Raw genomic sequence first — 22,515 nt, 5'->3', positions numbered from 1 at the left:
CTTCATGCGCCGCCTTTCCGGCCGCGCTGGAGAACGACGGCCAGGATGATGATGACGCCCTGGATCGCCCCGTTGAGATAGGGGCTGACCAGATCCGTCAGGTTGAGAATGTTGTCGATGAGGCTGAGGATGAGAACGCCGATGACGGTTCCCCAGACGCGGCCGAAGCCGCCTTTCAGCACCGTGCCGCCAATGATGACGGCGGCAATCGCCTCGAGCTCCCAGAGTAGGCCGGTCGTCGAGGATGCCGAGCCGAGGCGCGGCACGTACATGATGGTCGCGACACCCACCAGCATACCCTGCAGCATGTAGGTGATGAGGCGAACGCGCTCGACCGGGATCGCCGAATAGCGCGCGACCTGATCGTTGGAGCCAATGGCGGCCACATGACGGCCATAGGCGGTCTTCCGCATGGCGATCTCACCGAGGATCGCGACGAGCGCGAAGATGATGATCGGCCAGGCGATGCCGAGAAGGCCGCCGTAATAGACCGGCCGGTAGACCTCGCGCAGCTCGAAATTGAGCGACAGCGTTCCTCCGTCCGCCAGCCAGATGACGAGCGAGCGGAAGATGCCGAGCGTGCCGAGCGTGACGATGAAAGCCTCGATCCGCCCGGCTGTGATGAGGATGCCGTTGAGAAAACCGGCGGAGAGGCCGAGGGCGAGGCATGCCAGCATGCCGAAGATGATCGTCGCCCACGAAATGCCGAGCGAAGGCACCATGGCATTGAGGACGATGATCGTCAGCCCCGCGAGGAAGGCCGACATTGAGCCGACCGAAAGGTCGAGCCCGCCGATGGTGATAACGAAGGTCGCCCCGACGGCGATGATGCCGATGAAGGAGGAGCGCGCCAGAACGTTCGTCACATTGCCGGCGGAGAGGAACTGGTCGTTGAGCGACATCCCGAAGAGGATGAGCGCGATGAGAGCGATCACCGGCCCCCAGACATGGAGATCGAAGCGGGGGGCGCTCTTACCCTTCGATTTGGCCGCTGTGGTTTCGGTTTCGGCGGATGACATTCAGGCGACCTTTTCGAGCGGTTCGGAATCGAGCCCCATGGCGCGGCGGACGATGGCTTCCTCGGTAATGGCATCGCCCGAGAGTTCCCCGGTGATGCGGCCCGAGCGCATGACCACGACCCGGTGGCAGAGCCCGATCACTTCCGACATTTCCGACGAGATCACGATGACGGCGCGGCCTTCTTCGGCGAGATCGTGGATGAAGCGGTAGATCTGCTGCTTCGTGCCGATGTCGATGCCGCGCGTCGGCTCGTCGAGGATGACGATCTCCGGGTCGACGAGCATGGTCTTGGCGAGAAGCAGCTTCTGCTGGTTGCCGCCGGAGAGATTGCCGACTGGGCCCTCGCGGGAGGCGGCGCGGATGTCGAAGCGCTTGATCGCCTCCTCGAGCGCGGTCTTCTCGGCGGCCTCGTCGACGAAGAGCTTGGAAAAGCGGTCGAGGCCTAGAAGGGTGAGGTTCTCGCGCATCCCGTATTTGAGGAGAAGGCCGCGGCCCTTGCGGTCTTCCGTCAGATAGGAAAGGCCGTGGCCGACGGCGTCGCGCGGGCTTGCGATCTTTATATCCTTGCCATCGCGCCGGATCTTGCCGGAATTTTCGCGAAGGCCCATGATGCCTTCCATCAGCTCGGTGCGGCCGGCCCCGACGAGCCCGGCAAAGCCGAGCACCTCTCCCTTGGCTAGCTTGAAGGAGATATCCTCGACATAGCCCGGCACGGAGAAGCCGGAGATTTCGAGAGCCGGTGCCTCGGTGCGGGGCGCGGTCTTTTCCGGGAAGAGATCGCTCAGCTCACGGCCCACCATGTCGCGGGCCATCCGGTCAGCGTCTGTCTCGCGGGCGGGGCGATTGGAGATGAAGGAGCCGTCGCGCAGGACGGTCACCTCGTCGGCGAGGGCCGCGATCTCGTCGAGCTTGTGGGATGTGTAGAGGATTGCGACGCCTTCCGACTTCAGGCGTTCGATCTGCTCGAAGAGCACCTTGGCCTCGCGGGTCGTCAGAACGGCCGTCGGCTCGTCCATCACGAGGACGCGGGCATTGCGGGCGAGCGCCTTGGCGATCTCGACCATCTGCTTCTGGGAGACGGACAGCGAGGAGACCGGGCGGCGGGTGTCGACCGGGGTCGCGAGTTCTTCGAGCAGCGCGGAGGCGCGCTGGCGCATGTGCTTCCAGTCGAGGAAGAAACCCTTCTTCACCTCGCGCCCGAGAAAGATGTTCGCTTCCGCCGAAAGCTGCTCGGCGAGGTTGAACTCCTGGTGGATGAGGACGACGCCCCGGTTTTCGGCTTCGTCGCTGGAGGCGAAAGTGACCGGCTCGCCGTCGAGCAGGATTCTCCCGCCCGAGACCGGCTGATAACCGGTGAGGCACTTCATCAGCGTCGATTTGCCCGCCCCGTTCTCGCCGACGAGCGCATGGACTTCGCCAGGCCGCAGCGCGAAGTCGACGCCGTGCAGAACTTCGACCGGACCGAAGGACTTGCGGACCTGCCGAGCTTCGAGGATCGGGGCGGGACGGGCGCTCATGCAGCTCTTCTCACAGCTTCGTCCATGCGCCGTCCGCCTTCGACGATTTCACGCAGGCCTCGATGAAGGCCATCCCTTCTATCCCATCCTCGATGGTGACGACGCGGAGGCCCTCCGGCGGGGCGCGGCCCTCGTCGAGCGCAGCGATGAGGTCGGCGGCTTCCGCGTAAAGCGTAGCGAAGCCTTCGAGATAGCCTTCGGGGTGTCCGGCGGGTACGCGCGTGACGCGGTTCGCGGCGTCGAGGCCGCCGGCACCGGCGCGGGTCAGCAGCTGTTTGGGCTCGCCGATCCGCGTGAACCAGAGCTTGTTCGGGTCCTCCTGATGCCAAAAAAGGCCGCCCTTTGTGCCGACGATGACGAGCGAGAGCCCGTTCTCGTGGCCGACCGCGACCTGGCTCGCCCAGAGCGAACCCTTTGCGGAAACGCCGTCGCGCTCCTTGAAGCGAAGGAGCATCTGGGCGTTGTCGTCTAGGACGCGGCCTTCGCCGAAACTCGTCAGATCGCAGGCGAGACTGTCGACCGTGAGCCCGGTCGCGAAGCAGGCGAGGTTGAAGGCGTGGGTGCCCACATCGCCGATCGTGCCGCCCGCGCCGGCCTTTTCCGGATCGACGCGCCACGCCGCCTGCTTGGACCCGGTGTCCTCCACCTTGGTTGCGAGGAAATCCTGAATGTATTCGGCCTTCACGAGCCGGATCGCGCCGAGTTCGCCGGCATCGATCATCGCCCGGGCCTGCCGGATCATCGGATAGCCGGTGTAATTGTGCGTCAGCGCGAAGGCCTTGCCCGAGCGCTTGACGATCTCGCCGAGCTTCTCGGCCTCGTCCTTCGTTGTGGTCACCGGCTTGTCGCAGATGACGTGATAGCCGGCTTCGAGGAAGGTCTTCGCGACGGGGAAGTGCATGTGGTTGGGCGTAACGATCGCCACCGCCTCGATGCCGTCCTCACGCTCCTTCTCGGCTTTTGCCATCTCCTCATAGGAGCCGTAGCTGCGGGCCGGATCGAGCCCGATCTCGACGGCCGAGGCCTTCGCCTTTTCCGGTGTCGAGGAGAGAGCGCCGGCGACAAGCTCGAACCGGTCGTCGATCCGGGCCGCCATGCGATGGACCGCCCCGATGAAAGCGCCCTGTCCGCCGCCCACCATGCCGAGCCGGATGCGCCGGCCGCGTTTGTCGTCGCGTCCTTCGATAGCCATGTCCAGCCTCCCTATTCCGTGATGCCGAGCATGCGCCTGTTGGCGGCTTCGTCCGTTCCCCCGGATGCGAAGTCGTCAAAGGCCTTGTCGGTTGTTTCGATGATGTGATGCGAGATGAAGGGCGCACCCTCGGCGGCCCCCTGTTCAGGACTTTTCAGGCAGCATTCCCATTCGAGAACGGCCCAGGAGGCATAGCCGTATTCCGCCATCTTGGAGAAGATCGCGGAGAAATCGACCTGTCCGTCGCCGAGCGAACGGAAGCGGGCGGCGCGCTTCGTCCAGGGCTGGAAGCCGGAATAGACGCCCTGCCGGGCCGTCGGATTGAACTCGGCGTCCTTCACATGAAAGGCGCAGATGCGCTCGTGATAGACGTCGATGAAGCCGACATAGTCGAGCTGCTGCAGCACGAAGTGGGAGGGATCGTAATTGATCTGAAGGCGCGGATGGTTGCCGGCCGCCTCCAGGAACATCTCGAAGGTCGCCCCGTCGAAGACATCCTCTCCCGGATGGATTTCATAGCCGACATCGCAGTCCGCCTCGTCGAAGGCATTCAGGATCGGCACCCAGCGCTTGGCGAGTTCCTCGAAGGCGGTGTCGATCAGGCCGGCCGGGCGCTGCGGCCAGGGGTAGAGGAAGGGCCAGGCGAGCGCGCCGGGGAAGGTGACGTGGCTCTTGAAACCGAAATGGGCCGAAGCCTTCGCGGCCATCATGAGCTGGTTCACCGCCCATTCCTGCCGCGCCTTCGGATTGCCGCGCACTTCCGGAGCGGCGAACCCTTCGAAGGCCTCGTCGAAGGCCGGATGGACGGCGACCAGCTGCCCCTGCAGATGGGTCGACAGATCGGTAATCTCGACGCCGGCCTCTCGGGCAATGCCCGTCACCTCGTCGCAATAATCTTTGGAGTCGGCGGCCTTGGCGAGATCGAACAGCCGGGCATCCCAGGTGGGCACCTGCACGCCCTTGTAACCGTGCCCAGCCGCCCAGCGGCAGATCGAGGAAAAATCGTTGAACGGCGCGTCGTCACCGGCGAACTGGGCGAGGAAAATGCCCGGCCCCTTGATCGTCTGCATGCTTGTCCTCCCAGGCTGCCGCCCACTTTGCGGCTGGACCCGTCAGCCAGCCGCCGCGGGTCGCATCATTTTCAGCGAGACTTGCACAGGCAGCCCTGCTTTTGAAGGGCGCACATCAACGACCTCACGAACAGTTCAGACCGGCAAGTTCTCACGGATGAAGATGTCGATGCGGATGCGCTCCTGCTCTTCGATCACGTTTGTCCTGTTTGCGCTGGCCAGCAGGATGCGCGCCGCCGAGCGCGCTTCGTGACCGGGATTCTGGGCGAGCACCGCGTCGTAGCTGCCCTCTTTCAAAGCCTCGATCGAGCGCGGGGTCAGTTCATGGGCAATCACTACCGGCCGCTGCCGGCCGCTCAAGGCGCAGATCGCCTTCGCAACGCCCACATTGCCGCCGCCGGCATTGTAAAGGCCGACGAGATCGTCCTGCGTACGGAGAAGCTCGCTCGTCGCTCGCTCCGCCTGGCCGCGGTCGTCGCGGGTCTCCTGAACCGGCAGGATTTTGAGATGCGGAAAATTGCGCTCGATGAGCTGCGAGAAGCCGAAGCAACGGTCGACGTGATCACGCAGGGAGAGCGAGCCGACGAGCACGGCAACCGAACCGGTGCGCCCGCCCGAAAACCGGCCGACGAGTGCGCCAGCGCTGCGTCCGGCCGAGGGGTTGTCGATGCCGATGAACCGTGAGCGGCGCGAGGCGGGTGCATCTGAAATGAGCGTGACGACCGAAACCCCGTCTTCGGTCAGCCGATCGATGGCCGCCCGAACCTCAGGATGATCCAAAGCGACGATCGCTGCGCCGTCAACCGCGCGATCGATCCCGTCGATGGCCTTTGCCAGAGTGCCCGGATCGAAGACGTCGGCATAGACCGTCTCGACGGAAGCCCGGCTCCCCGACAGCCAGTCCGACATGCCGTTGATCTGGTTCGCGAGCTCGACCATGAAGGCGTTCGGGCCGACGGGAAGGAGATAGACGAGGCGATAGCGCTTTCGGCGCGCGAGCCCGGCTGCCAGCGGGTCCGGCCTGTAGCCAAGTTCCTCCATCGCGGCGCGAACACGGTCGGTCGTACGGGCCTTGACGTTCGGCCTTCCATTGATGACTCGATCGACGGTGGCGAGAGATACGCCGGCCTTTCTGGCAACGTCGGAAAGTGTCGGGACCGAATTCATGGCAACTTTGAAGCATGCCACGTTGAGGTGCGCAACTCAAAATACTGACCGAAATTTCGTTTTCGACGCCTTCGGTTTCGCTCTATCGCCTCAGTCTGTCAGGTAATCTAGAAAACGCGGGATGTCTGGATGATGCGATGTTTTGATCCGGCGGGCTTCAACGGCGTTTGTTGCAGGTCTGTCAGGCGACGACAGTCAACGTAACCGTTCTCACGTCGTATCTTTGCGAAATGCATGCATCCACCGAAGACTCGCATCGGTCTCGCCTGTGGGCTTGTATTCGGCGCCGAAGGGCCCCGAAAAGCCGGCATCGGCGATCGCCGGCAGGAGACGATCATAGGCGACTTCGCCTCTGTCCGGCTCGCCGCGATCGGGAACGCCGGCAAACTGCACGTGGCCGACAATGTCCAGGTTGTTTCGAAATCTGCGCAGAAGATCGCCGTCGGTGATCTGCAGGTGGTAGCAGTCGAACATGATCTTCAGCTCGTCGCGGCCGACCGCGTCGAGAACGCGCTTCGCCTTTTCGAAACCGATCAGGAAGTAGCCGGGATTGTCGTAAGGGTTCAGCGGCTCGATCAACGCTGTCATCCCGGCGTCGCGAGCCCGATCACAGGCATGGCCGAGATTGGCTGCGAAGCTTGCCATCGAAGCCGCCTCGTCCGGGCCGCTTCCACCGGCCATCACATGCACTGCGCCCGCGCCGATCTCCACGCCGTAATCGAAGGCCTGATCGATCGCCTTGCGGGCTTCGTCCTCGCGTCCCGGCTGGGCCGCTAGGCCGGTATCTCCATCTCGCGGACCCTTCACCGTATTGAGGCCGAGCATGCGCAAACCTGTTTCCTCAAGCGCGGCCTTCACCGCGCCGGCGTCTTCCTCGTAGGGCCAGTGGCATTCGACCGCATCAAACCCTGCTGCCTTCGCAGCACGAATGGCATTGGGCAGTGACCGGTCCTTCCAGAGAAAACCGAGATTGGCGGAGAGAAGCGTCATGCGTCCCACTCCACATCGAAGCTTTTCACGAGATGCATGATCTGATCCTGCGTGAGCGCTCGCGGGCTCATGCCGCGCGTCAGCATGGCAAGCTGGGCCGAGGCTTCGAGTTCCTCGATCGCATAGACCGCCGACTCGACATCCTTGCCAGCGACGACGGGCCCATGATTGGCGAGCATGACCGCCGAGCGCTTACCGGCGAGCCCGCGTATGGCATCGCCGATCGCCGCATCGCCCGGCATGAAATAGGGGAGCAGCTTCACCTTGCCGAGCTTCATGATCGGATATGGCGTGAGCGGCGGCAGGAAGTCGTCCTCATCCGCATCCGGCATCATCGACAGCGCGACCGAATGGGCTGAATGCAGGTGCACGATTGCGCCCGCTGCGGAGCGCGTATCGTAGAAGGCCTGATGCAGCGGCATTTCCTTGGTCGGCTTGTCTCCGGCAATCAGGTTCATTTCCGCATCGAAATGGCTTAGCTTGGCCGGATCGAGCGTCTTGAAGGATGAGCCGGTCGGCGTGACCAGCAGACCGCCATCGGGCGTGCGGGCGGAGATGTTGCCCGTCGAGCCATGGGTCAGTCCGCGGTCGAAAAGCGATCCGGCGAAGGTGACGATACTCTCTCGTAAATCGTTGATCTCGCTCATGGCTTCCCCTTCAGGATATCGAGGGCCTTTGCGAAGAAATCCTCGTCTCCGAAATTGCCGGATTTGAGCGCGAGGACGAGGTCACGACCCTCGGCCCGAACCGCCGGAACGCCGGGCGCGATCTCAGGGCCGATCCTGAGCGCGGTCAGATCGAGACCCTCGATGACAGCGCCGGAGGTTTCTCCACCGGCGGTGACCAGCCGTGTGACGCCGCCCTCGACAAGCAGCGCCGCGGTTTTCGCAAAGAACCCTTCGAGCTTTTCCGCGATCACCTCACGGCCGTATTTGTCCTGAGCGGCCTTCACGACATCGGGCTCAGCGGACGAGTAGATCAACATTGGCTCAGCCGATGCGAGCGCCTCGCGCGCCGCATCCTCAGGCGAGACCGTGCCGTTCATTACGTCGTCCGCGGTGATCTCCATGCTTGGGCAATCTGCCGCGTAACGCTTCACCTGGGCGCGGGTCATCCGCGAGGCAGAACCCGCGATGAGCGCCGCCGGTCCATCATGGCCATTCCATTCGTCTGGCGAGTGTCGGTCATCGGCTGAGAGAAGATTGGCCGGGAGGCCGAGTGCAATCCCCGATCCGCCGGTGATCAGTTTCAACTCTTTCGAGGCGGCGCCGATCGCTCGAAGATCCTCGTCACGAACGGCGTCCGTGACGATGACCGGCCGGCCGTTTTTGGTCTCCGAGCCGAGCGCCAAGCGGATCGCTTCTGCTCCCTTGAAGACGGTGGAAGCCGGAACGTGACCGACGGCCCGCTTGGTCTGGCGTCCGAGCCAGCGGCGGATATCCGCATCGGGCATCGGGGTCAGCGGGTGGTCCTCCATGCCGGATTCGGAGAGAAGTTTGTCGCCGACGAAGAGATGGCCCTGGTAGAGGCTGCGCCCTGTTGCCGGAAAGGCCGGGCAGACGATGGTGGCATCGGTGCCGAGCCTGTCCATCAGCGCATCGATCACCGGGCCGATATTGCCTTCAGGCGTCGAGTCGAAGGTCGAGCAGTATTTGAAGAAAAACTGGCTGCACCCCTGAGACTGCAGCCATTCCAGTGCTTCGAGCGACAGGCGGACGGCATCGTCGACCGGGATGGTTCGCGATTTCAGCGCAACCACACCCGCTTCAACATCCGGCTCCGCATCGCTCTTGGGAATGCCGCTGTACTGGACGACATTCATGCCATCCTTGGCGAGCGTGTTCGCAAGATCTGATGAGCCGGTGAAGTCGTCGCCGATGCAGCCAAGTAGCATTGATTGCCGAGACCTTTGTTCGGGGTTGATCGTCTGTCAGGAACGCGCCGCGTCGTTCATCTCGTCTTCGAGGTAGACCTGAACGATCTCGTCGAAACTCGCCTCAGCGGTAAAGCCGAGCTCTTCGGCGCGCTTTGCCGCAAAGCTGGTGGGCCAGCCTTCTACGATCTTGTCGATCGTTGCATCCGGCTCGCGCTCGATCCGGTCGACGGCTTCCTGCCCGACGACATGCCGTAAAGCCTCGATCTCGTCGCCGACCGTCGCCGAAAGGCCGGGCATCGTCAGGTTGCGCCGGGCGCCGAGCTTCGACAGGTCGAGGCTGGCGGCATGGACGAAGAAGCCGACCGCCGAGCGCGGGCTCGCAAACCAGTGGCGCACGCTTTCATCGACGGGAAGCACCGCACTCTTACCGTTGATCGGCTCGCGCAGGATGTTCGAGAAGAAACCCGAGGCCGCCTTGTTGGGCGTACCCGGCCGGATGCAGATGGTCGGAAGACGAATGCCGATCCCGTCAAGGAACCCTCGCCTTGAATAGTCGGAGAGAAGCAGTTCGCTGATTGCTTTCTGCGTGCCGTAGCTCGTCAGTGGCGTCAGGTGATAGTCGTCCGGGATCTCGTCCGGGAACGGCGCGCCGAAGACGGCAAGGGAGGACGCGAAGATCACGCGCGGGGTGTATCCATCAGTCTGGTGCGCAGTTCGGATCGCCTCGAACAGATCGCGCGTGCCGTCGAGATTGATCCGATAGCCCTTCTCGAAATCTGCCTCCGCTTCGCCGGACACGATGGCAGCGAGATGGAAGATGATGTCCGGGCGTTCACGGATCAGCGTTTCAGCCGTGCCGCTCTGGGAGAGGTCCGCTGTTTCACCAATCACCTCACTGGTGGTTTCGGGCAAAGGCGGAGACACGACATCGACGAGATGCAGCTTTTCGATCGGCGTCTCCCCGATCTTTCCATCCGCCGCGAGCCGCTCGGCAAGCTTCCGACCGATCATGCCAGCGGCACCGATGATGACGATTTTCATGGCGGAAGCCTTTGTTTGTCTGTTTTGCCGGTGGTGGTGCGCGGGTCCGGACGGCCCTCGAAGACATGTCTCGTTTGCCGTTGGAAACAAGGCATCCTGATTGGGTGGAGTCCGTCAGGATTGATCCGAAAGTTCGACGTGTTGCCTGTCCAGCCTCCACTCTAAGACTGGTTTGACAACTAGACCAGTTGGGCAAAAATGTTTGCTTCCGGGGGCGATGTCAAGCAGGCTTTACCAAAGCCGTTCGGAGGGAACGCCGCCTCTAATCGGGAGAACCTGAGAGAGGCCGATAGCTTCAAGCATGACCGCGGGCATGACGGCGCAGGCTGTCCGCGAATAGCTCAGCCGTTTCTCCGATCAACTCGTTCTTGCGGGTCACGATGCCGAAGCCGCTCACTGTAATCTGCGGACGCATCGCGAGCGGGGCGAGGAGACCGGCGCGCAAATGGGCGTCGACCACCGAGACCGGCAGGACCGCGACGGCATCGGAGGCCTGGACGAGATTGAGGATTGCAAAGATCGAAATGCACTCGACCACGTTGTCCGGGATGTCGATCCCTGCTTCGGCAAAGGCGTCGTCGAGGAGATAACGGGTTGGCGTCGTCGGCGGCTGGAGCACCCAGGGCCAGTCGGCGAGGACCTTCAAATCGCCGTCGAAGCCGTCGGTCAGTGGATGCCCCGCGCGGGCGACGAGCACCAGCTTTTCCTCCGCCAACGGCTCGAACTCGAAGAGTTGGCCGTGACGCGGATTGGTGAAGCGGCCGACGGCGAGATCGAGCCGTCCTGTCTCCAGCATGTCGAGGATATGGTCGCTTGTCTCGCCGAGCAGCCGCACGGTCAGCTTAGGCTGGGAGCGCTTGAGGTCAGCCACCGCATGGGCGACGAGATCTGGCGCTGCGCCCATGATGGCGCCGATTGACAGTGTGCCGTAGCCGCCATCCCGCCGGGCGGCGAACTCCTCTGAAAACCGCTCGATCCGCGTCAGCTCGGCCCGCGCGATGGAGAGAGCGTAGCGGCCGAGCGCCGTCGGCGTCATCCCCCTTGGCGCCCGCTCGAAGAGCTTTGCGCCAAGCAGGATTTCCAGATCGCCCAGCATCTTGGAAGCCGTCGACTGGGTCATGTTCAGTGCCTCGGCCGCCCGATGCATGGTGCCGTGATCGTCGAGTGCTGCAATCAGCATGAAGTGCCTGATTTTCAGGTGGTGTTCGAGCTTTGGGACCATCGGAGCCTGCCATGCGATCGTTTTCTGCGATCGCAATACGGATTTCTTTCATTGGATCATGATCGGTGCCGCGCTTACGATCAAGCCGAAATTCAAGGGAGGGGCTTCGGTGGCCACGCCGATCATCAAGCACATCAGGGCCTTCACGGTGCGTGGAGGCGGCGCGGATTATCACGATCAGGGCGAAGGCCACTGGATCGACGACAACATTTCGACGCCCATGTCGAAATATCCCGCCTATCGCAAAAGCCGGCAGTCCTTCGGCATCAACGTTCTCGGCACCCTTGTCGTCGAGGTCGAGACGGATACGGGCGTCAAGGGCATCGCGGTCACGACCGGCGGCGAGCCGGCGGCCTTTATCGTCGAAAAGCACTTCGCCCGCTTCGTCGAGGGCCGCAAGGTCACCGATATCGAGGTGATCTGGGACCAGATGTTCAACGCCTCGCTCTATTACGGGCGGCGCGGTCTCGTCCTCAACGCGATCTCCGGTGTCGATCTTGCGCTCTGGGACCTGCTTGGTCAGGTTCGGCAGGAGCCGGTCTCAGCCATGATCGGCGGTCCGGTGCGCGACGAGCAGGTATTCTACGCGACAGGCGCACGGCCGGACCTCGCCAAAGGCATGGGCTTTCTCGGCGGCAAGATGGCTTTGCAGCATGGGCCGGCACAGGGCGAAGAGGGCATGGCGACCGAATTTGCGCGCCTTGAAAAGATGCGCGAGGCCGTCGGCGAGCATTTCTGGCTGATGCTCGACTGCTGGATGAGTTTAAACGTCGATTATGCCTCGCGGCTCGCGCAGGGCGCGTCCGAATTCGGTCTCAAATGGATCGAGGAGTGCCTGCCGCCCGACGATTACTGGGGCTATGCCGAATTGAAGCGCAACGTGCCGCCCGGCATGCTGGTCACCACCGGCGAGCACGAGGCGACCCGCTGGGGCTTCCGCATGCTCCTCGAAATGGACTGCTGCGACTTCATCCAACCCGATGTGGGCTGGTGCGGCGGCCTCACCGAGCTTCTGAAGATCTCGGCGCTCGCCGATGCCCACAACAAGATGGTCATCCCGCACGGCTCGAGCGTCTACAGCTACCACTTCGTCATCACGCGGCAGAACAGCCCGTTCGCCGAATTCCTGATGATGGCCCCCAAGGCCGACCGCATCCAGCCGATGTTCGCGCCGATGCTGCTCGGCGAGCCGGTGCCTCAGAACGGGCGCATCAAGGCGTCCGATCTCGAAAAGCCGGGCTTCGGCGTGACCCTCTCCGAGGATCTCGCCCTCAACCGTCCCTACGACCACTGAATTCATGACTGGGGCGGGTGCCTGTAAGTCCCCGCTCCGCTATTGGGAGGAAAGACATGACCAACATTAGTAAACTCAAGACCATCGTGGCACTCGCCCTCGGCGCGACCATGCTTTCGGGCACGGCCTTCGCGCAGGACGTGACGATGCGTTTCGCTCACCACCTGCCGGAAAGCTCCGAGCAGCACATCGCGGCCGAGCGCTTCGCCGAGATCGTCGAGGACAAGTCCGGTGGCAGCATTTCGGTCGAGGTCCTGCCCGGCGGGCAGCTGGGCGGGCAGCGCGAGATCATCGAATCCGTCCAGCTCGGCACGCTCGAAATGGGCTATGGCGAGAGCGGGCTCTACGCCAACTACGTGCCGGCCTACGGCATCCTGACCCTGCCCTACCTCTATGACGATCCGGCCCACTGGCAGAACGTCGTCACCGGCGACATCGGCAACGGCCTCAACGAGCAGCTCGAAGAGGCGACGGGCCTTGTCGTCCTCAACTGGATCCAGGCCGGCTATCGCGACACCTTCACCACCGAAAAGGTCATCCAGCAGCCGTCCGACTTCGAGGGCCTGAAGATCCGCGTTCCGGAAAGCCCGGTCTTCGTCGAGACCTTCTCGACCCTGAACGCCCAGCCGACGCCGATCCCGTTCCCGGAGGTCTATACCGCCATGCAGACGGGCGTCGTCGGTGCGATGGAGGGAACGCCGGAAGCGGCCTACACCAACAACATCTACGAAGTGGCAAAGCACTACAACAAGACGCGCCACATCTTCTTCGACGGCAGCTTCGTCACGAGCCGCCAGTTCCTCGACACGCTCACCGAGGACCAGCAGACGATCGTCACCGAGGCCGCTCTCGAAGTCGCCCAGCAGCAGCGCGACGAATGGGCCGGTCGTCAGGACGAGTGGGATTCCAAGCTCGCCGAGACGGGCATCGAAATCCACGAAATGGATCTCGAACCCTTCCGCGAGGCCCTCAGCGACCTTCAGGACAAGTTCGCCGAACAGGCCGGCGCGACCGATCTGATCGGTGAGATCCGGTCCGCCTCCGGCGAATGATCCGCGTCCCGTCCCAAGCGAGACAGCTCATCGACAGGGCCTTCGCCGTGCTTGCCGCGGCGGTGGTCCTGGCATTTGCGTCGATGGTGACGCTCGTCTTCATCCAGGTGGTCGACCGCTTCGTCGGCATCGGCTGGTTCTGGACCGAAGAAGTCGTGCGCACGCTCCTCGTCTGGTGCGTGATGATCGGCCTGCCGGTGGTGCTCTACCGGCACGATGAGATCCTGGTGGACATCCTCTCCGTGCCCCCGGTCGCCGCGCGCTGGCGGTTGCGGCTGGCAATGGTGCTCAGCCTCATCTTCCTTGCCATCCTCGCCTGGCAGGGCTGGACCTTCACGGCCCGCAACGGGGCCTTCACATCCCCCACGCTCGGGGTCTCCCGCGCCTGGATCTATGCCTCCATCCCGCTCGGTGCCGCCCTCGGCTGCCTCGCCCTCCTGCTTCGCGCGGAGGACCGCGCGGCCGCCTGGCCGGATGAGGACGAAACGGAGGACACCGGCACGACCGCGACCGATCAAAGCTCCGAAAGCCTCATGAAATGACGGTCGCGCTCCTCTTCCTGCTCTTCACGATCCTCCTGGTCATCGGCGTGCCGATCGCTTTCGCCATGGGGCTCTCGGCGGTAGTCATCCTCGTGACGACGTCGACCGTGCCACTTCTCGTTCTTCCCCAGCGCTTCTTTTCCTCGCTGGACAGCTTCCCGCTGATGGCGATTCCGCTCTTCATCCTCGCGGGCTCCCTGATGAACGTGTCGGGCATCACGACCGCGATCGTGCGCTTCGCGCGGGCCGCGATCGGCCATGTGCGCGGTGGCCTCGGTCAGGTGAACATCATGACCTCGGTCTTGTTTTCCGGGATTTCCGGCTCGGCCGCGGCGGATGTCGCCGCCGTCGGCTCCATGCTCCTCCCGGGCATGCGCCGCGAGGGCTACAAGCCGGAACATTCCGTCGCGATCACCGCCGCCTCCGCCATGCTCGGGCCGATCATCCCGCCGAGCCTCCTGATGGTGCTCTACGGCGCGATGACCGGCCTCTCCATCGGCACGCTCTTCCTCGCCGGCATCCTGCCGGGCCTGACGCTGGCAGCCATGCTGATGGCCTGGGTCTGGTTCACGGCGGACCGGATCGGCGGCACCCAGCATCCGCGCTCCGGCATGGGCGAGGTCGGCAAGAGCTTCCTCGTTGCGCTGCCGGCGCTCTTCCTGCCGGTCCTTATCATCGGCGGCATCCAGTCGGGCTTCTTCACGCCCACCGAGGCCGGCGTTCTTGCCGTGGTCTACGCCCTTCTCTTCGGGATTTTCGCGGGCGAACTGAAGTTCAGGAACACCTTCCGCTTCTTCAAGGAGGCGATGATCTCGACGTCCTCGATCCTGATCATCCTCGGCGGCGCTGCGCTGTTTTCATGGATCATCGCCCGCGAGGGCTTCCCGGCCCAGCTCGCCCAGGGGCTTCAGTCGCTGACCGAAGACAGGTATCTGGCGCTGCTCCTCATCATCGCCGCGCTGCTCGTCCTCGGCATGTTCGTCGAGACGATCTCGGCACTGATCCTCGTCACGCCGATGCTTGCGCCGATCGCCCAGATCTACGGTCTCGACCCGATCCATTTCGCAACCGTCATCATCGTCTGCGTGCTGCTCGGCTCCATCACCCCGCCGGTGGCGATCATCCTGATCCTTGCGTGCAATATCGGGGAAGTGGCCTATGCGAAGGCGATCCGGCCCTTCATGCCCTATTTCCTCATTCTCCTCGTCGGGCTTCTCGTCATCGCTTTCGTGCCGCAGGTGACGCTGTTCGTCCCTCGATACTTCGGCGGATATGGCGGCTGAGCCGCCTGCCCACCCAACACACACTGTCATACAGGACCCGACCATGACCGATCTTTCAGGCCGCATCGCCATTGTTACCGGGGGCGCGCAAGGGATAGGCCGCGCCGTCGTCGAGCGCATGCTCGAAGCGGGCGCGCGCGGCGTTTCCATCTGGGACCGTGACGGCGATCTCGGGCGTGAGGCCGCCAGCGAACTCGGCGACAAGGTCGAATTCCGTCAGGTGGACCAGACCGATCTTTCGGCCGTGGAAGCAACTGCGAAGACCATGGAGGCCGAGTTCGGCGCGCCGGACATCCTCATCGCCAATGCGGGGATCGCGGGCGCCAACGCCAAGGTGATGGATTACGATCCGGAGGAATTCCGCCGGGTGGTCGATATCAATCTCAACGGTGTCTTCCATCTCAATCGCACCATCGTGCGCGGCATGGTGGAGCGCGGCTATGGCCGCATCGTCAACACCGCCTCGATCGCAGGCAAGGAAGGCAATCCGAACGCCTGCGCCTACTCCGCCTCCAAGGCCGGTGTGATCGCGCTGACGAAGTCCCTCGGCAAGGAGACCGCCGATGTGGACGTCGCGGTGAACTGCGTGACGCCCGCCGCCGCCCGCACGCGCATCTTCGACCAGATGAGCCAGGAGCATATCGACTATATGCTCTCCAAGATCCCCCGCGGCCGCTTCCTCGAAGTTCACGAGGCGGCCAACATGATCGCCTGGCTGGCGAGCGCGGAAAATTCGTTTACGACGGGCGCCGTGTTCGACCTTTCGGGCGGGCGCGCAACATACTGATCACGACAGGACAAGAGGACCTTTGAACCCATGAAACTACTGCGCATCGGCGAACCCGGAGCCGAAAAGCCCGCAATTCTCGACGGCGACGGCAAGGCGCGCGACCTCTCCGGCATCGTCACCGATATTTCCGGAGAGGCGCTGACGCCCGAGGGTCTGGAGCGCATTCGCGCGGCCGATCTTTCGAGCCTGCCCGTCCTCGAAGGCCGGATCGGTGCCTGCGTCGGTCATGTGGGCAAGTTTCTGTGCATCGGCCTCAACTACGCCGACCACGCGGCCGAGAGCGGCATGGATCTGCCCAAGGAGCCGGTGATCTTCGGCAAGGCGACCTCGGCGGTCTGTGGGCCGAACGACACGGTTCTCGTGCCACGCGGCTCCGAGAAGTGCGACTGGGAGGTCGAGCTCGGCGTCGTCATCGGCAAGGGCGGCGTCTATATCGAGAAGGACGCGGCGATGGACCATGTCGCCGGCTATTGCGTCATCAACGACGTCTCGGAGCGCGGCTTCCAGACGGAGCGCAGCGGTCAGTGGATCAAGGGCAAGAGCGCCGACACCTTCGGGCCCATCGGCCCCTGGCTCGTCACGAAGGACGAAGTCGCCGACCCGCAGAAGCTGGCTCTCTGGCTGGAGGTAGACGGGCACCGCTATCAGGACGGCACCACCGAGACCATGGTCTTCGGCGTCGCCCATCTCGTCCACTATGTCAGCCAGTTCATGTCGCTGCAGCCGGGTGACGTCATCTCCACCGGCACGCCTCCCGGCGTCGGCATGGGCCAGAAACCGCAGGTCTATCTGAAGGGCGGCGAGACCATGCGCCTCGGCATCGAGGGGCTCGGCGAGCAGACCCAGAGGGTCGGCCGGGCCTGACCGTCACCGGTCGACCCCCGCTGGCCGCTTCGTCCCCGGTCCTCCTCCCGCCGGCGGACGAAGCGTTAGAGCTCCGGGCGAAAAGCGGGCGCGGGCTTTTCAACGAACCGGCGCCGATCAGATAAGTCGGGAGCGTCAGACGAATGCCAACGTTCGTCTGACGCTTAAGCCCGAACGCGAACGCAAGCTTCAAGGCCCCGCCGACATGCGCCTCACCGACTGCCACAACTTCGATGATTTCCGGAAACTGGCGAAGCGCAGGCTTCCCGGCCCGATCTTCAACTATATCGACGGGGCGGCGGACGACGAGACCACCTATCGGCGCAACACGGCGGCCTTCGAAGAGGTCGATCTCGTGCCGAACATCCTGCGCGGCGTGGCCGATGTCGATCTCTCGGTCACCGTGCTCGGCCAGAAGCTCGACCTGCCGGTCTACTGCTCGCCGACGGCGCTCCAGCGGCTCTTCCATCACGATGGCGAGCGGGCAGTCGGTGCCGCGGCCGAGAAGTTCGGCACCATGTTCGGCGTGTCTTCTTTGGGCACGGTAAGCCTCGAAGAGCTGCGCAAGAAGCACAAGAACCCGCAGGTCTATCAGTTCTATTTCCACAAGGATCGCGGCCTCAACCGAGCCATGATGGAACGCGCCAAGGAGGCGGGCGTCGAGGTGATGATGCTGACGGTGGACAGTATCACCGGCGGCAATCGCGAGCGCGACAAGCGTACGGGCTTTTCCATCCCATTCCGGCTGAACGCGAAGGGTATCGCCCAGTTCGCCATCAAGCCGGCCTGGGCGATCAACTATCTCACCCATGAAAACTTCTCTTTGCCGCAGCTTGACCAGCATGTGAACATGGGCGGCGGCACGGCCTCGATCGGCCAATACTTCACCGAAATGCTCGATCCCGGCATGACCTGGGACGATGTAGCCGAAATGGTCGAATTCTGGGGCGGCACCTTCTGCATGAAGGGCGTGATGGCCCCCGAAGACGCCGTTCGCGCCGCCGAAATCGGCTGCAAGGGCATCGTCATCTCCAACCATGGCGGACGCCAGCTCGACGGCTCTCGCTCGTCCTTCGACCAGCTGGAGGAGATCGTGCAGGCCGCCGGCGACCGGCTCGACGTAATCCTCGATTCCGGTGTCACGCGCGGCACGCATGTGCTCAAAGCGCTGGCGCTCGGCGCAAAGGCCGTCGGCCTCGGCCGCTACTACCTTTTCCCGCTCGCCGCCGCCGGCCAGCCCGGCGTCGAACGCGCCCTCACCCTGATGCGCGACGAGCTCGTCCGCGACATGCGCCTCATGGGCTGCACCCGCATCGACCAGCTCTCCAGAGACAAACTCCGTTTCCGCTGAGGCGAGCATTGCCACGAAACGAAGGTTTCGAACGATACGCGCAGAGCGATCAGGACCAGCGTCACGCACGGCGAACCGATCGCTGTCGACATTGCATTTTCGTGAAATGGTGGGCACGACTGGGATCGAAGCAGTGACCCCTCGGTGTGAACGACGTACTTGGGCATCTACGAGGTTACCAGAAACACTCGTAACCCATACTTCCTGGGGCTTCCATTACCCATCACCCCCTTTCCGTTCGGGCAATTCACCGTCATGCTTGTTGCCAGCTGAGGGCGAAATGCCGTTCGGAATTGACGGTTAAGCGCGCTGCATCGAATGATGTCGGTGGTGGTATCGAGCGAACCGCTTGCTGCCAACACACTTGCATCGCGATGGAGCCGCACTGCGACGTCGGGATGTCGACAGCTTCGCACCTGCTTCTCGATCTCCTCGTCTGGTCGCGAAGCGCTTGATAGGCTTTGCGAAGAGAACGATCGTGAAAGGGCTAGGCGGCCCAAAGCGAGGGCCTGCAGCACGTCATGAAGGAGACCGTCGCATGTTCAAGCCGCTGTTTCATCTCGCCTACCACGTGGACGACCTCAAAGCCGCCGCCCACTTCTATGGCCACCTTCTTGGCTGCAGAAGAGGTCGCAGTACCGAGACCTGGATCGATTTCGACTTCTTCGGCCATCAGATCTCGCTTCACCTCGGCAAGCCCTTCGCGACGGCCGAATCCGGCAAGGTCGGCGATCATATGGTGCCGATGCCTCATCTGGGCGCGGTCCTTCCTCTGGAGATCTGGCGAGAGATTGCGGACAGGCTGACTGCAACCGAACTCGAATTCGTCATCGAACCGACCGTGAGGTTCGAGGGCCAGCCCGGCGAGCAATGGACGATGTTCTTCCGCGACCCCGCCGGCAATCCGATCGAGCTGAAAGGTTTCGCCAACGAAGAAGCGGTGTGGGCAGCATGACCGTAGTACCGTTCGTCACCACGATGGAAAGCAACGAAGCCGAGGCATGGCGCGCAGAGCTGCAGTCGGCCCTTCCGGACCATCGCGTGACGGACCCTGTTTCGCTTTCCCCTTCAGAAGCGGAGAGCGTCGAGGTCGCAATCGTCGCGAACCCGCACCCAGCAGATCTTGCAGGGTTTCCTGCTCTTCGGTGGGTTCAAAGCCTCTGGGCCGGCGTGGAGCGTCTGGTGACTGCGCTTCCGACTGAGATCGGCATCGTCCGCTTGGTCGATCCTGTACTCGCTGAGACCATGGCCGAGGCGGTCCTCAGCCATGTCTTCTATCTTCATCGGCGCATGCCGGAATATCTTGCGCAGCAGCGGGCCGGGATCTGGCGTCCGCTCGATCAGCCGCTTGCGAGTGAGCGGACGGTAGCGGTCCTTGGGCTGGGAGAACTCGGCACTTTGACGTGCCAGCGCCTGTTGGCGTCGGGATTTCGGGTGCTCGGCTGGTCGCGCTCGCCCCGAAACATCGATGGCGTGGAGACCTATGCCGGCGATACCTCGCTTAGCAGCGTGTTGGAAACAACGGAGATCGTCGTCGTTCTCCTGCCGCTGACCCAAGCGACAGCGGGTCTGATAGACGCGAAAATTCTCGCCAATTGTTCACCCGGTATTTCGCTTATCAATGTCGGGCGCGGACCGATCATCGAAACCGCTGCTCTACTTGCCGCCCTCGATGGCGGAGGCGTGAAACACGCCGTCCTCGACGTTTTCGATCAGGAGCCGCTTCCGCCTGGCCACGCCTTCTGGACGCATACCTCAGTCACCGTCATGCCCCACGTCGCGGCGCCGACGAACAAGAAGAGCGCAAGCGCGATCGCAGCCAAGAACGTCCGAGATTACTTTGAGCGGGGCGACTTACCCGAGTTTGTCGATCGGACCGTTGGCTATTAGCCCCCGGAGGGAGACTGCCGGCTTCTGAACACCTTGACGGCAAAAGCTGCCGATCGGCTTTCGACTCATTCAAGCTATACGTCGCTGACTTCTGATTATGGGGAAGTGAGCGCAGCTCGCTTGCCACAATTCTGGTTCGTGCCTGTCACGGAACGCTTGCGCCGTCCGCGTCGGTCGATAGACGAAGCCGAGTGCGAGAAAAAGCGGTAGTAGTGAAATTTCGCGGTCAGTCGTATGTGGCTCGGCAGATCAGGCTGCTGTTGCGACGCGGTTTCGACCGCCGACCTTTGCTTCGTAGAGCGCACCATCCGCGTCAGCGAGCAGTTTTTCGAGTTCTGTTCTAGGATCGCTACCCTCGTCGAGCAGCACGCTAGAAAGTCCGATGCTGGTAGAAACCTTCACACATGCACCGGACGGACTGTCGATCGAGAGGGACGAAACCAGTTCTCTGTACCGCTCCATATGCGCCTCGGCCGCACGCGCGGAGGCGCCTGCGAAGAGAACGACAAATTCATCTCCGCCAAGGCGCGCATTGACTGTCTGCGGCAGGTCGCAGTGACCAAAGAGCCGCGCCATCGCCACAAGAGCAGCGTCGCCGGTAGGATGACCGTGGGTGTCGTTGATCACCTTGAAACAATCGAGATCGAGCATCGCGACGACGATAAGCGGGTTTCCCCTGTTTCTCGCGAACTTGAGCTCCTGACACCCGATCTCGAAAAAAGCTCGACGATTGAGGAGCCCGGTCAAGGCGTCGTAGCGGGACAGGTTTTCGACCTTACGAAGCAAACGGTCGTTGCGAATAAGTATCGTTGCCATAATGATCCAAATCGGCAAGCCGATTACGCAGGGAACGACCCAAGACGTCACAAAGCTTTGCTGACTCCAAGGTTCGGGCATCGCCACATTCATGTGACCGGTGAGCAGTATCGAAGAACCGATCGCTCCGATCATCACTAGAAAGGTGAACGAAAGCAGCACTCTGAGATTGCTGAAAAGTTGTAGCGTTCCGAACATCGTCTTATTTTGCCGGTATTCCGCTACAAAGGCGTTAAATTCTGCGGGTATCGGGGCTTTGGTGACGATCCGCCTAAAAAAATCTAGAAAGCCCTTCGACTGCCACCAAGCACAAAAGCCGGAAAGCAAAGGTTACGGTTTCGACGCGTATCAGCCGTCCAGCAACTCGATCGAGGCTGTCCGAACCGGACATGGTGCGACAACCGTCGTGTCGCGGGTTGAGGGTCTATTGCGGCGGCAAGGTTGGCGCTGATTTGCCAACCCTGAAAGGATGAAACTTGCAACGCGACAAGCTCACCATCTTGTAGCCGGGATTCGAAGACCCCGCCTATCCTGGTCAAAAATTTTATTGCTGGCACTGTGTTATGATGGAAGGTCTGCTGACTTCTTTTCCCGAACTTGCCAGACGTATCGAAGTTGAAAGGATTGCCTGGTCCCGGCCACGCCGCGAAGCGATCGAAGTGTTGGCGAGAACAATCAATCGCTGCCCTTGTTCGTTCTGGCCGAGGAGGAAAAATCCCCCCATCAAACCGGGATCGATGAGGGGCGGGCCTTTATCTCAGATAAAAACAACATTCTCACGGCGTTATCCGACAGGCATGGAATCCCCCTGCTCCACCCTTAGTTTGCCGCAATGCGCAATGTCGATCCCGCATCCATCCAGATTGCGACTTCCGCCGATGCCATCGCGTCCCTGCTAGCACAGCTATCATCCAGCGAGCCACGTTTCACGCGCGCCGAGCTGGAGGCAACGGTTGCCGATCCTGGCACCAAAATTTTGGCGGTTGGCGCCGGAGGCGGGATCGTCGGCATCACGCCACTCGTTACATTCCGTGTCGTGACAGGTGTTCGGGCCTTCATCGACGATGTGGTCGTTTGGGGTGCTCACAGGAGCAAAGGTTTGGCGGAAAAGCTGGTACGGGCGGCGATCGAGCTGGCCGCTTCCCTTGGTGTTCAAAAGATCCACCTGACGTCTCAGCCGTCCCGGGAAGCCGCCAACAGCTCTACCAATGGCTCGGGTTCGAGCGGCGAGAAACCGACGTGTATCGGCTCGAGCTTTCAACGGAAGCGGCCGGACGATGACGGAGAGGATCATGGTCAGCGCCTATGTTTTCGGCCGTCCGGTCCGTTACAGTAGTTCGCCCAAGCACGATGCGCACCCGGCCCTTCAGCAATGGCAGCCTTAAGAGCGGCTCGTCTCGATCTGTCTTGAACTGACAGCCGGTTTCAGCGTGCCGCGCCCTCCGGCGGAGATCGGAGGAGGGCGATCAGGTTAAGCGGCTCTTGCGAATGATGCTCATGTCATGGAGGCGACCGCACCTGACGTGACGGACTTACAT

21 protein-coding genes and 1 pseudogene are annotated in these 22,515 nt (G+C 62.6%); 11 read left to right on the top strand and 11 right to left on the bottom strand.

Annotation, left to right across the window (positions count from 1 at the left end; all coding sequences use genetic code 11):
• Positions 1-2: 2 nt before the first annotated feature.
• The 10 genes from ABRA89_RS02390 to ABRA89_RS02345 all read right to left on the bottom strand — a co-directional run bounded on the left by ABRA89_RS02390 (position 3) and on the right by ABRA89_RS02345 (position 11,131).
• Positions 3-1,019: an ABC transporter permease gene (locus ABRA89_RS02390; RefSeq protein ID WP_349939840.1), complete on the bottom strand. Its 1,017-nt coding sequence runs from the start codon at positions 1,017-1,019 to the stop codon at positions 3-5.
• On the bottom strand, positions 1,020-2,537 hold the full coding sequence (locus ABRA89_RS02385; protein ID WP_349939839.1) for a sugar ABC transporter ATP-binding protein: 1,518 nt from the start codon (positions 2,535-2,537) through the stop codon (positions 1,020-1,022).
• 10 nt (positions 2,538-2,547) lie between these two features.
• Complete coding sequence (locus ABRA89_RS02380) at positions 2,548-3,729, bottom strand: Gfo/Idh/MocA family protein (RefSeq protein WP_349939838.1); 1,182 nt, start codon at positions 3,727-3,729, stop codon at positions 2,548-2,550.
• Between the two features lie 11 nt (positions 3,730-3,740).
• Positions 3,741-4,799: a sugar phosphate isomerase/epimerase family protein gene (locus ABRA89_RS02375; RefSeq protein ID WP_349939837.1), complete on the bottom strand. Its 1,059-nt coding sequence runs from the start codon at positions 4,797-4,799 to the stop codon at positions 3,741-3,743.
• 135 nt (positions 4,800-4,934) lie between these two features.
• The gene (locus ABRA89_RS02370; protein WP_349939836.1) at positions 4,935-5,966 is read right to left on the bottom strand and encodes a LacI family DNA-binding transcriptional regulator; all 1,032 of its coding nucleotides are present in this window, start codon (positions 5,964-5,966) and stop codon (positions 4,935-4,937) included.
• 210 nt (positions 5,967-6,176) lie between these two features.
• Positions 6,177-6,956 carry a hydroxypyruvate isomerase family protein gene (locus ABRA89_RS02365; protein WP_349939835.1) on the bottom strand — a complete coding sequence of 260 codons (780 nt, stop codon included), beginning with the start codon at positions 6,954-6,956 and terminating at the stop codon, positions 6,177-6,179.
• On the bottom strand, positions 6,953-7,603 hold the full coding sequence (gene otnC / locus ABRA89_RS02360) for a 3-oxo-tetronate 4-phosphate decarboxylase (RefSeq protein ID WP_349939834.1): 651 nt from the start codon (positions 7,601-7,603) through the stop codon (positions 6,953-6,955). Before otnC ends, ABRA89_RS02365 begins: the two co-directional genes overlap by 4 nt.
• Positions 7,600-8,850 carry a 3-oxo-tetronate kinase gene (otnK, locus tag ABRA89_RS02355; RefSeq protein ID WP_349939833.1) on the bottom strand — a complete coding sequence of 417 codons (1,251 nt, stop codon included), beginning with the start codon at positions 8,848-8,850 and terminating at the stop codon, positions 7,600-7,602. Before otnK ends, otnC begins: the two co-directional genes overlap by 4 nt.
• 36 nt (positions 8,851-8,886) lie before the next feature.
• On the bottom strand, positions 8,887-9,873 hold the full coding sequence (gene denD / locus ABRA89_RS02350; protein WP_349939832.1) for a D-erythronate dehydrogenase: 987 nt from the start codon (positions 9,871-9,873) through the stop codon (positions 8,887-8,889).
• A 295-nt stretch (positions 9,874-10,168) separates the two neighbouring features.
• A complete protein-coding gene (locus tag ABRA89_RS02345; RefSeq protein WP_349939831.1) occupies positions 10,169-11,131 on the bottom strand; it encodes a LysR family transcriptional regulator in 963 nt (320 codons plus the stop codon).
• 73 nt (positions 11,132-11,204) lie between these two features.
• On the opposite strand from ABRA89_RS02345, the gene rhmD reads away from it, so the two are divergent.
• The 9 genes from rhmD (at position 11,205) to ABRA89_RS02300 (ending at position 20,161) form a co-directional block, all read left to right on the top strand.
• Complete coding sequence (rhmD, locus tag ABRA89_RS02340) at positions 11,205-12,389, top strand: L-rhamnonate dehydratase (RefSeq protein WP_349939830.1); 1,185 nt, start codon at positions 11,205-11,207, stop codon at positions 12,387-12,389.
• 56 nt (positions 12,390-12,445) lie between these two features.
• Positions 12,446-13,441 (top strand): TRAP transporter substrate-binding protein, encoded by a 996-nt coding sequence (locus ABRA89_RS02335; RefSeq protein ID WP_349939829.1) that lies wholly within the window; start codon positions 12,446-12,448, stop codon positions 13,439-13,441.
• A complete protein-coding gene (locus ABRA89_RS02330) occupies positions 13,438-13,983 on the top strand; it encodes a TRAP transporter small permease (RefSeq protein WP_349939828.1) in 546 nt (181 codons plus the stop codon). The genes ABRA89_RS02335 and ABRA89_RS02330 overlap by 4 nt, the downstream gene beginning before the upstream one ends.
• The gene (locus ABRA89_RS02325; protein ID WP_349939827.1) at positions 13,980-15,266 is read left to right on the top strand and encodes a TRAP transporter large permease; all 1,287 of its coding nucleotides are present in this window, start codon (positions 13,980-13,982) and stop codon (positions 15,264-15,266) included. Before ABRA89_RS02330 ends, ABRA89_RS02325 begins: the two co-directional genes overlap by 4 nt.
• 43 nt (positions 15,267-15,309) lie before the next feature.
• Positions 15,310-16,053 (top strand): SDR family NAD(P)-dependent oxidoreductase, encoded by a 744-nt coding sequence (locus tag ABRA89_RS02320; protein WP_349939826.1) that lies wholly within the window; start codon positions 15,310-15,312, stop codon positions 16,051-16,053.
• Between the two features lie 30 nt (positions 16,054-16,083).
• Positions 16,084-16,920: a fumarylacetoacetate hydrolase family protein gene (locus tag ABRA89_RS02315; RefSeq protein WP_349939825.1), complete on the top strand. Its 837-nt coding sequence runs from the start codon at positions 16,084-16,086 to the stop codon at positions 16,918-16,920.
• Positions 16,921-17,125: 205 nt separating this feature from the next.
• Positions 17,126-18,271, top strand: a complete 1,146-nt coding sequence (locus ABRA89_RS02310) for an alpha-hydroxy acid oxidase (protein ID WP_349939824.1) — start codon at positions 17,126-17,128, stop codon at positions 18,269-18,271.
• 538 nt (positions 18,272-18,809) lie between these two features.
• Complete coding sequence (locus ABRA89_RS02305) at positions 18,810-19,226, top strand: VOC family protein (protein ID WP_349939823.1); 417 nt, start codon at positions 18,810-18,812, stop codon at positions 19,224-19,226.
• Positions 19,223-20,161, top strand: a complete 939-nt coding sequence (locus tag ABRA89_RS02300; protein ID WP_349939822.1) for a 2-hydroxyacid dehydrogenase — start codon at positions 19,223-19,225, stop codon at positions 20,159-20,161. Before ABRA89_RS02305 ends, ABRA89_RS02300 begins: the two co-directional genes overlap by 4 nt.
• A gap of 249 nt (positions 20,162-20,410) precedes the next feature.
• On the opposite strand, the gene ABRA89_RS02295 is transcribed toward ABRA89_RS02300, so the two are convergent.
• A complete protein-coding gene (locus ABRA89_RS02295) occupies positions 20,411-21,304 on the bottom strand; it encodes a GGDEF domain-containing protein (protein ID WP_349939821.1) in 894 nt (297 codons plus the stop codon).
• A 191-nt stretch (positions 21,305-21,495) separates the two neighbouring features.
• Here ABRA89_RS02295 and ABRA89_RS02290 point away from each other — a divergent pair.
• Both ABRA89_RS02290 and ABRA89_RS02285 read left to right on the top strand, forming a co-directional pair.
• A pseudogene (locus tag ABRA89_RS02290) lies at positions 21,496-21,800 on the top strand (DUF3088 family protein); the annotation flags it as partial.
• Positions 21,801-21,809: 9 nt separating this feature from the next.
• Positions 21,810-22,313: a GNAT family N-acetyltransferase gene (locus tag ABRA89_RS02285; RefSeq protein WP_349939820.1), complete on the top strand. Its 504-nt coding sequence runs from the start codon at positions 21,810-21,812 to the stop codon at positions 22,311-22,313.
• The last annotated feature ends 202 nt before the right edge of the window (positions 22,314-22,515 follow it).

Source organism: Fulvimarina thalattae, assembly GCF_040239565.1.
Taxonomy (GTDB): domain Bacteria; phylum Pseudomonadota; class Alphaproteobacteria; order Rhizobiales; family Rhizobiaceae; genus Fulvimarina.
This window is presented reverse-complemented; position numbering and strand designations above follow the sequence as displayed.

Bases quoted from the DNA above. Each gene is read 5' to 3' on its own strand.
- ABRA89_RS02390 (WP_349939840.1), bottom strand. From the start codon at position 1,019: ATGTCATCCGCCGAAACCGAAACCACAGCGGCCAAATCGAAGGGTAAG.
- ABRA89_RS02385 (WP_349939839.1), bottom strand. From the start codon at position 2,537: ATGAGCGCCCGTCCCGCCCCGATCCTCGAAGCTCGGCAGGTCCGCAAG.
- ABRA89_RS02380 (WP_349939838.1), bottom strand. From the start codon at position 3,729: ATGGCTATCGAAGGACGCGACGACAAACGCGGCCGGCGCATCCGGCTC.
- ABRA89_RS02375 (WP_349939837.1), bottom strand. From the start codon at position 4,799: ATGCAGACGATCAAGGGGCCGGGCATTTTCCTCGCCCAGTTCGCCGGT.
- ABRA89_RS02370 (WP_349939836.1), bottom strand. From the start codon at position 5,966: ATGAATTCGGTCCCGACACTTTCCGACGTTGCCAGAAAGGCCGGCGTA.
- ABRA89_RS02365 (WP_349939835.1), bottom strand. From the start codon at position 6,956: ATGACGCTTCTCTCCGCCAATCTCGGTTTTCTCTGGAAGGACCGGTCA.
- otnC (WP_349939834.1), bottom strand. From the start codon at position 7,603: ATGAGCGAGATCAACGATTTACGAGAGAGTATCGTCACCTTCGCCGGA.
- otnK (WP_349939833.1), bottom strand. From the start codon at position 8,850: ATGCTACTTGGCTGCATCGGCGACGACTTCACCGGCTCATCAGATCTT.
- denD (WP_349939832.1), bottom strand. From the start codon at position 9,873: ATGAAAATCGTCATCATCGGTGCCGCTGGCATGATCGGTCGGAAGCTT.
- ABRA89_RS02335 (WP_349939829.1), top strand. From the start codon at position 12,446: ATGACCAACATTAGTAAACTCAAGACCATCGTGGCACTCGCCCTCGGC.
- ABRA89_RS02330 (WP_349939828.1), top strand. From the start codon at position 13,438: ATGATCCGCGTCCCGTCCCAAGCGAGACAGCTCATCGACAGGGCCTTC.
- ABRA89_RS02325 (WP_349939827.1), top strand. From the start codon at position 13,980: ATGACGGTCGCGCTCCTCTTCCTGCTCTTCACGATCCTCCTGGTCATC.
- ABRA89_RS02320 (WP_349939826.1), top strand. From the start codon at position 15,310: ATGACCGATCTTTCAGGCCGCATCGCCATTGTTACCGGGGGCGCGCAA.
- ABRA89_RS02315 (WP_349939825.1), top strand. From the start codon at position 16,084: ATGAAACTACTGCGCATCGGCGAACCCGGAGCCGAAAAGCCCGCAATT.
- ABRA89_RS02310 (WP_349939824.1), top strand. From the start codon at position 17,126: ATGCGCCTCACCGACTGCCACAACTTCGATGATTTCCGGAAACTGGCG.
- ABRA89_RS02305 (WP_349939823.1), top strand. From the start codon at position 18,810: ATGTTCAAGCCGCTGTTTCATCTCGCCTACCACGTGGACGACCTCAAA.
- ABRA89_RS02300 (WP_349939822.1), top strand. From the start codon at position 19,223: ATGACCGTAGTACCGTTCGTCACCACGATGGAAAGCAACGAAGCCGAG.
- ABRA89_RS02285 (WP_349939820.1), top strand. From the start codon at position 21,810: ATGCGCAATGTCGATCCCGCATCCATCCAGATTGCGACTTCCGCCGAT.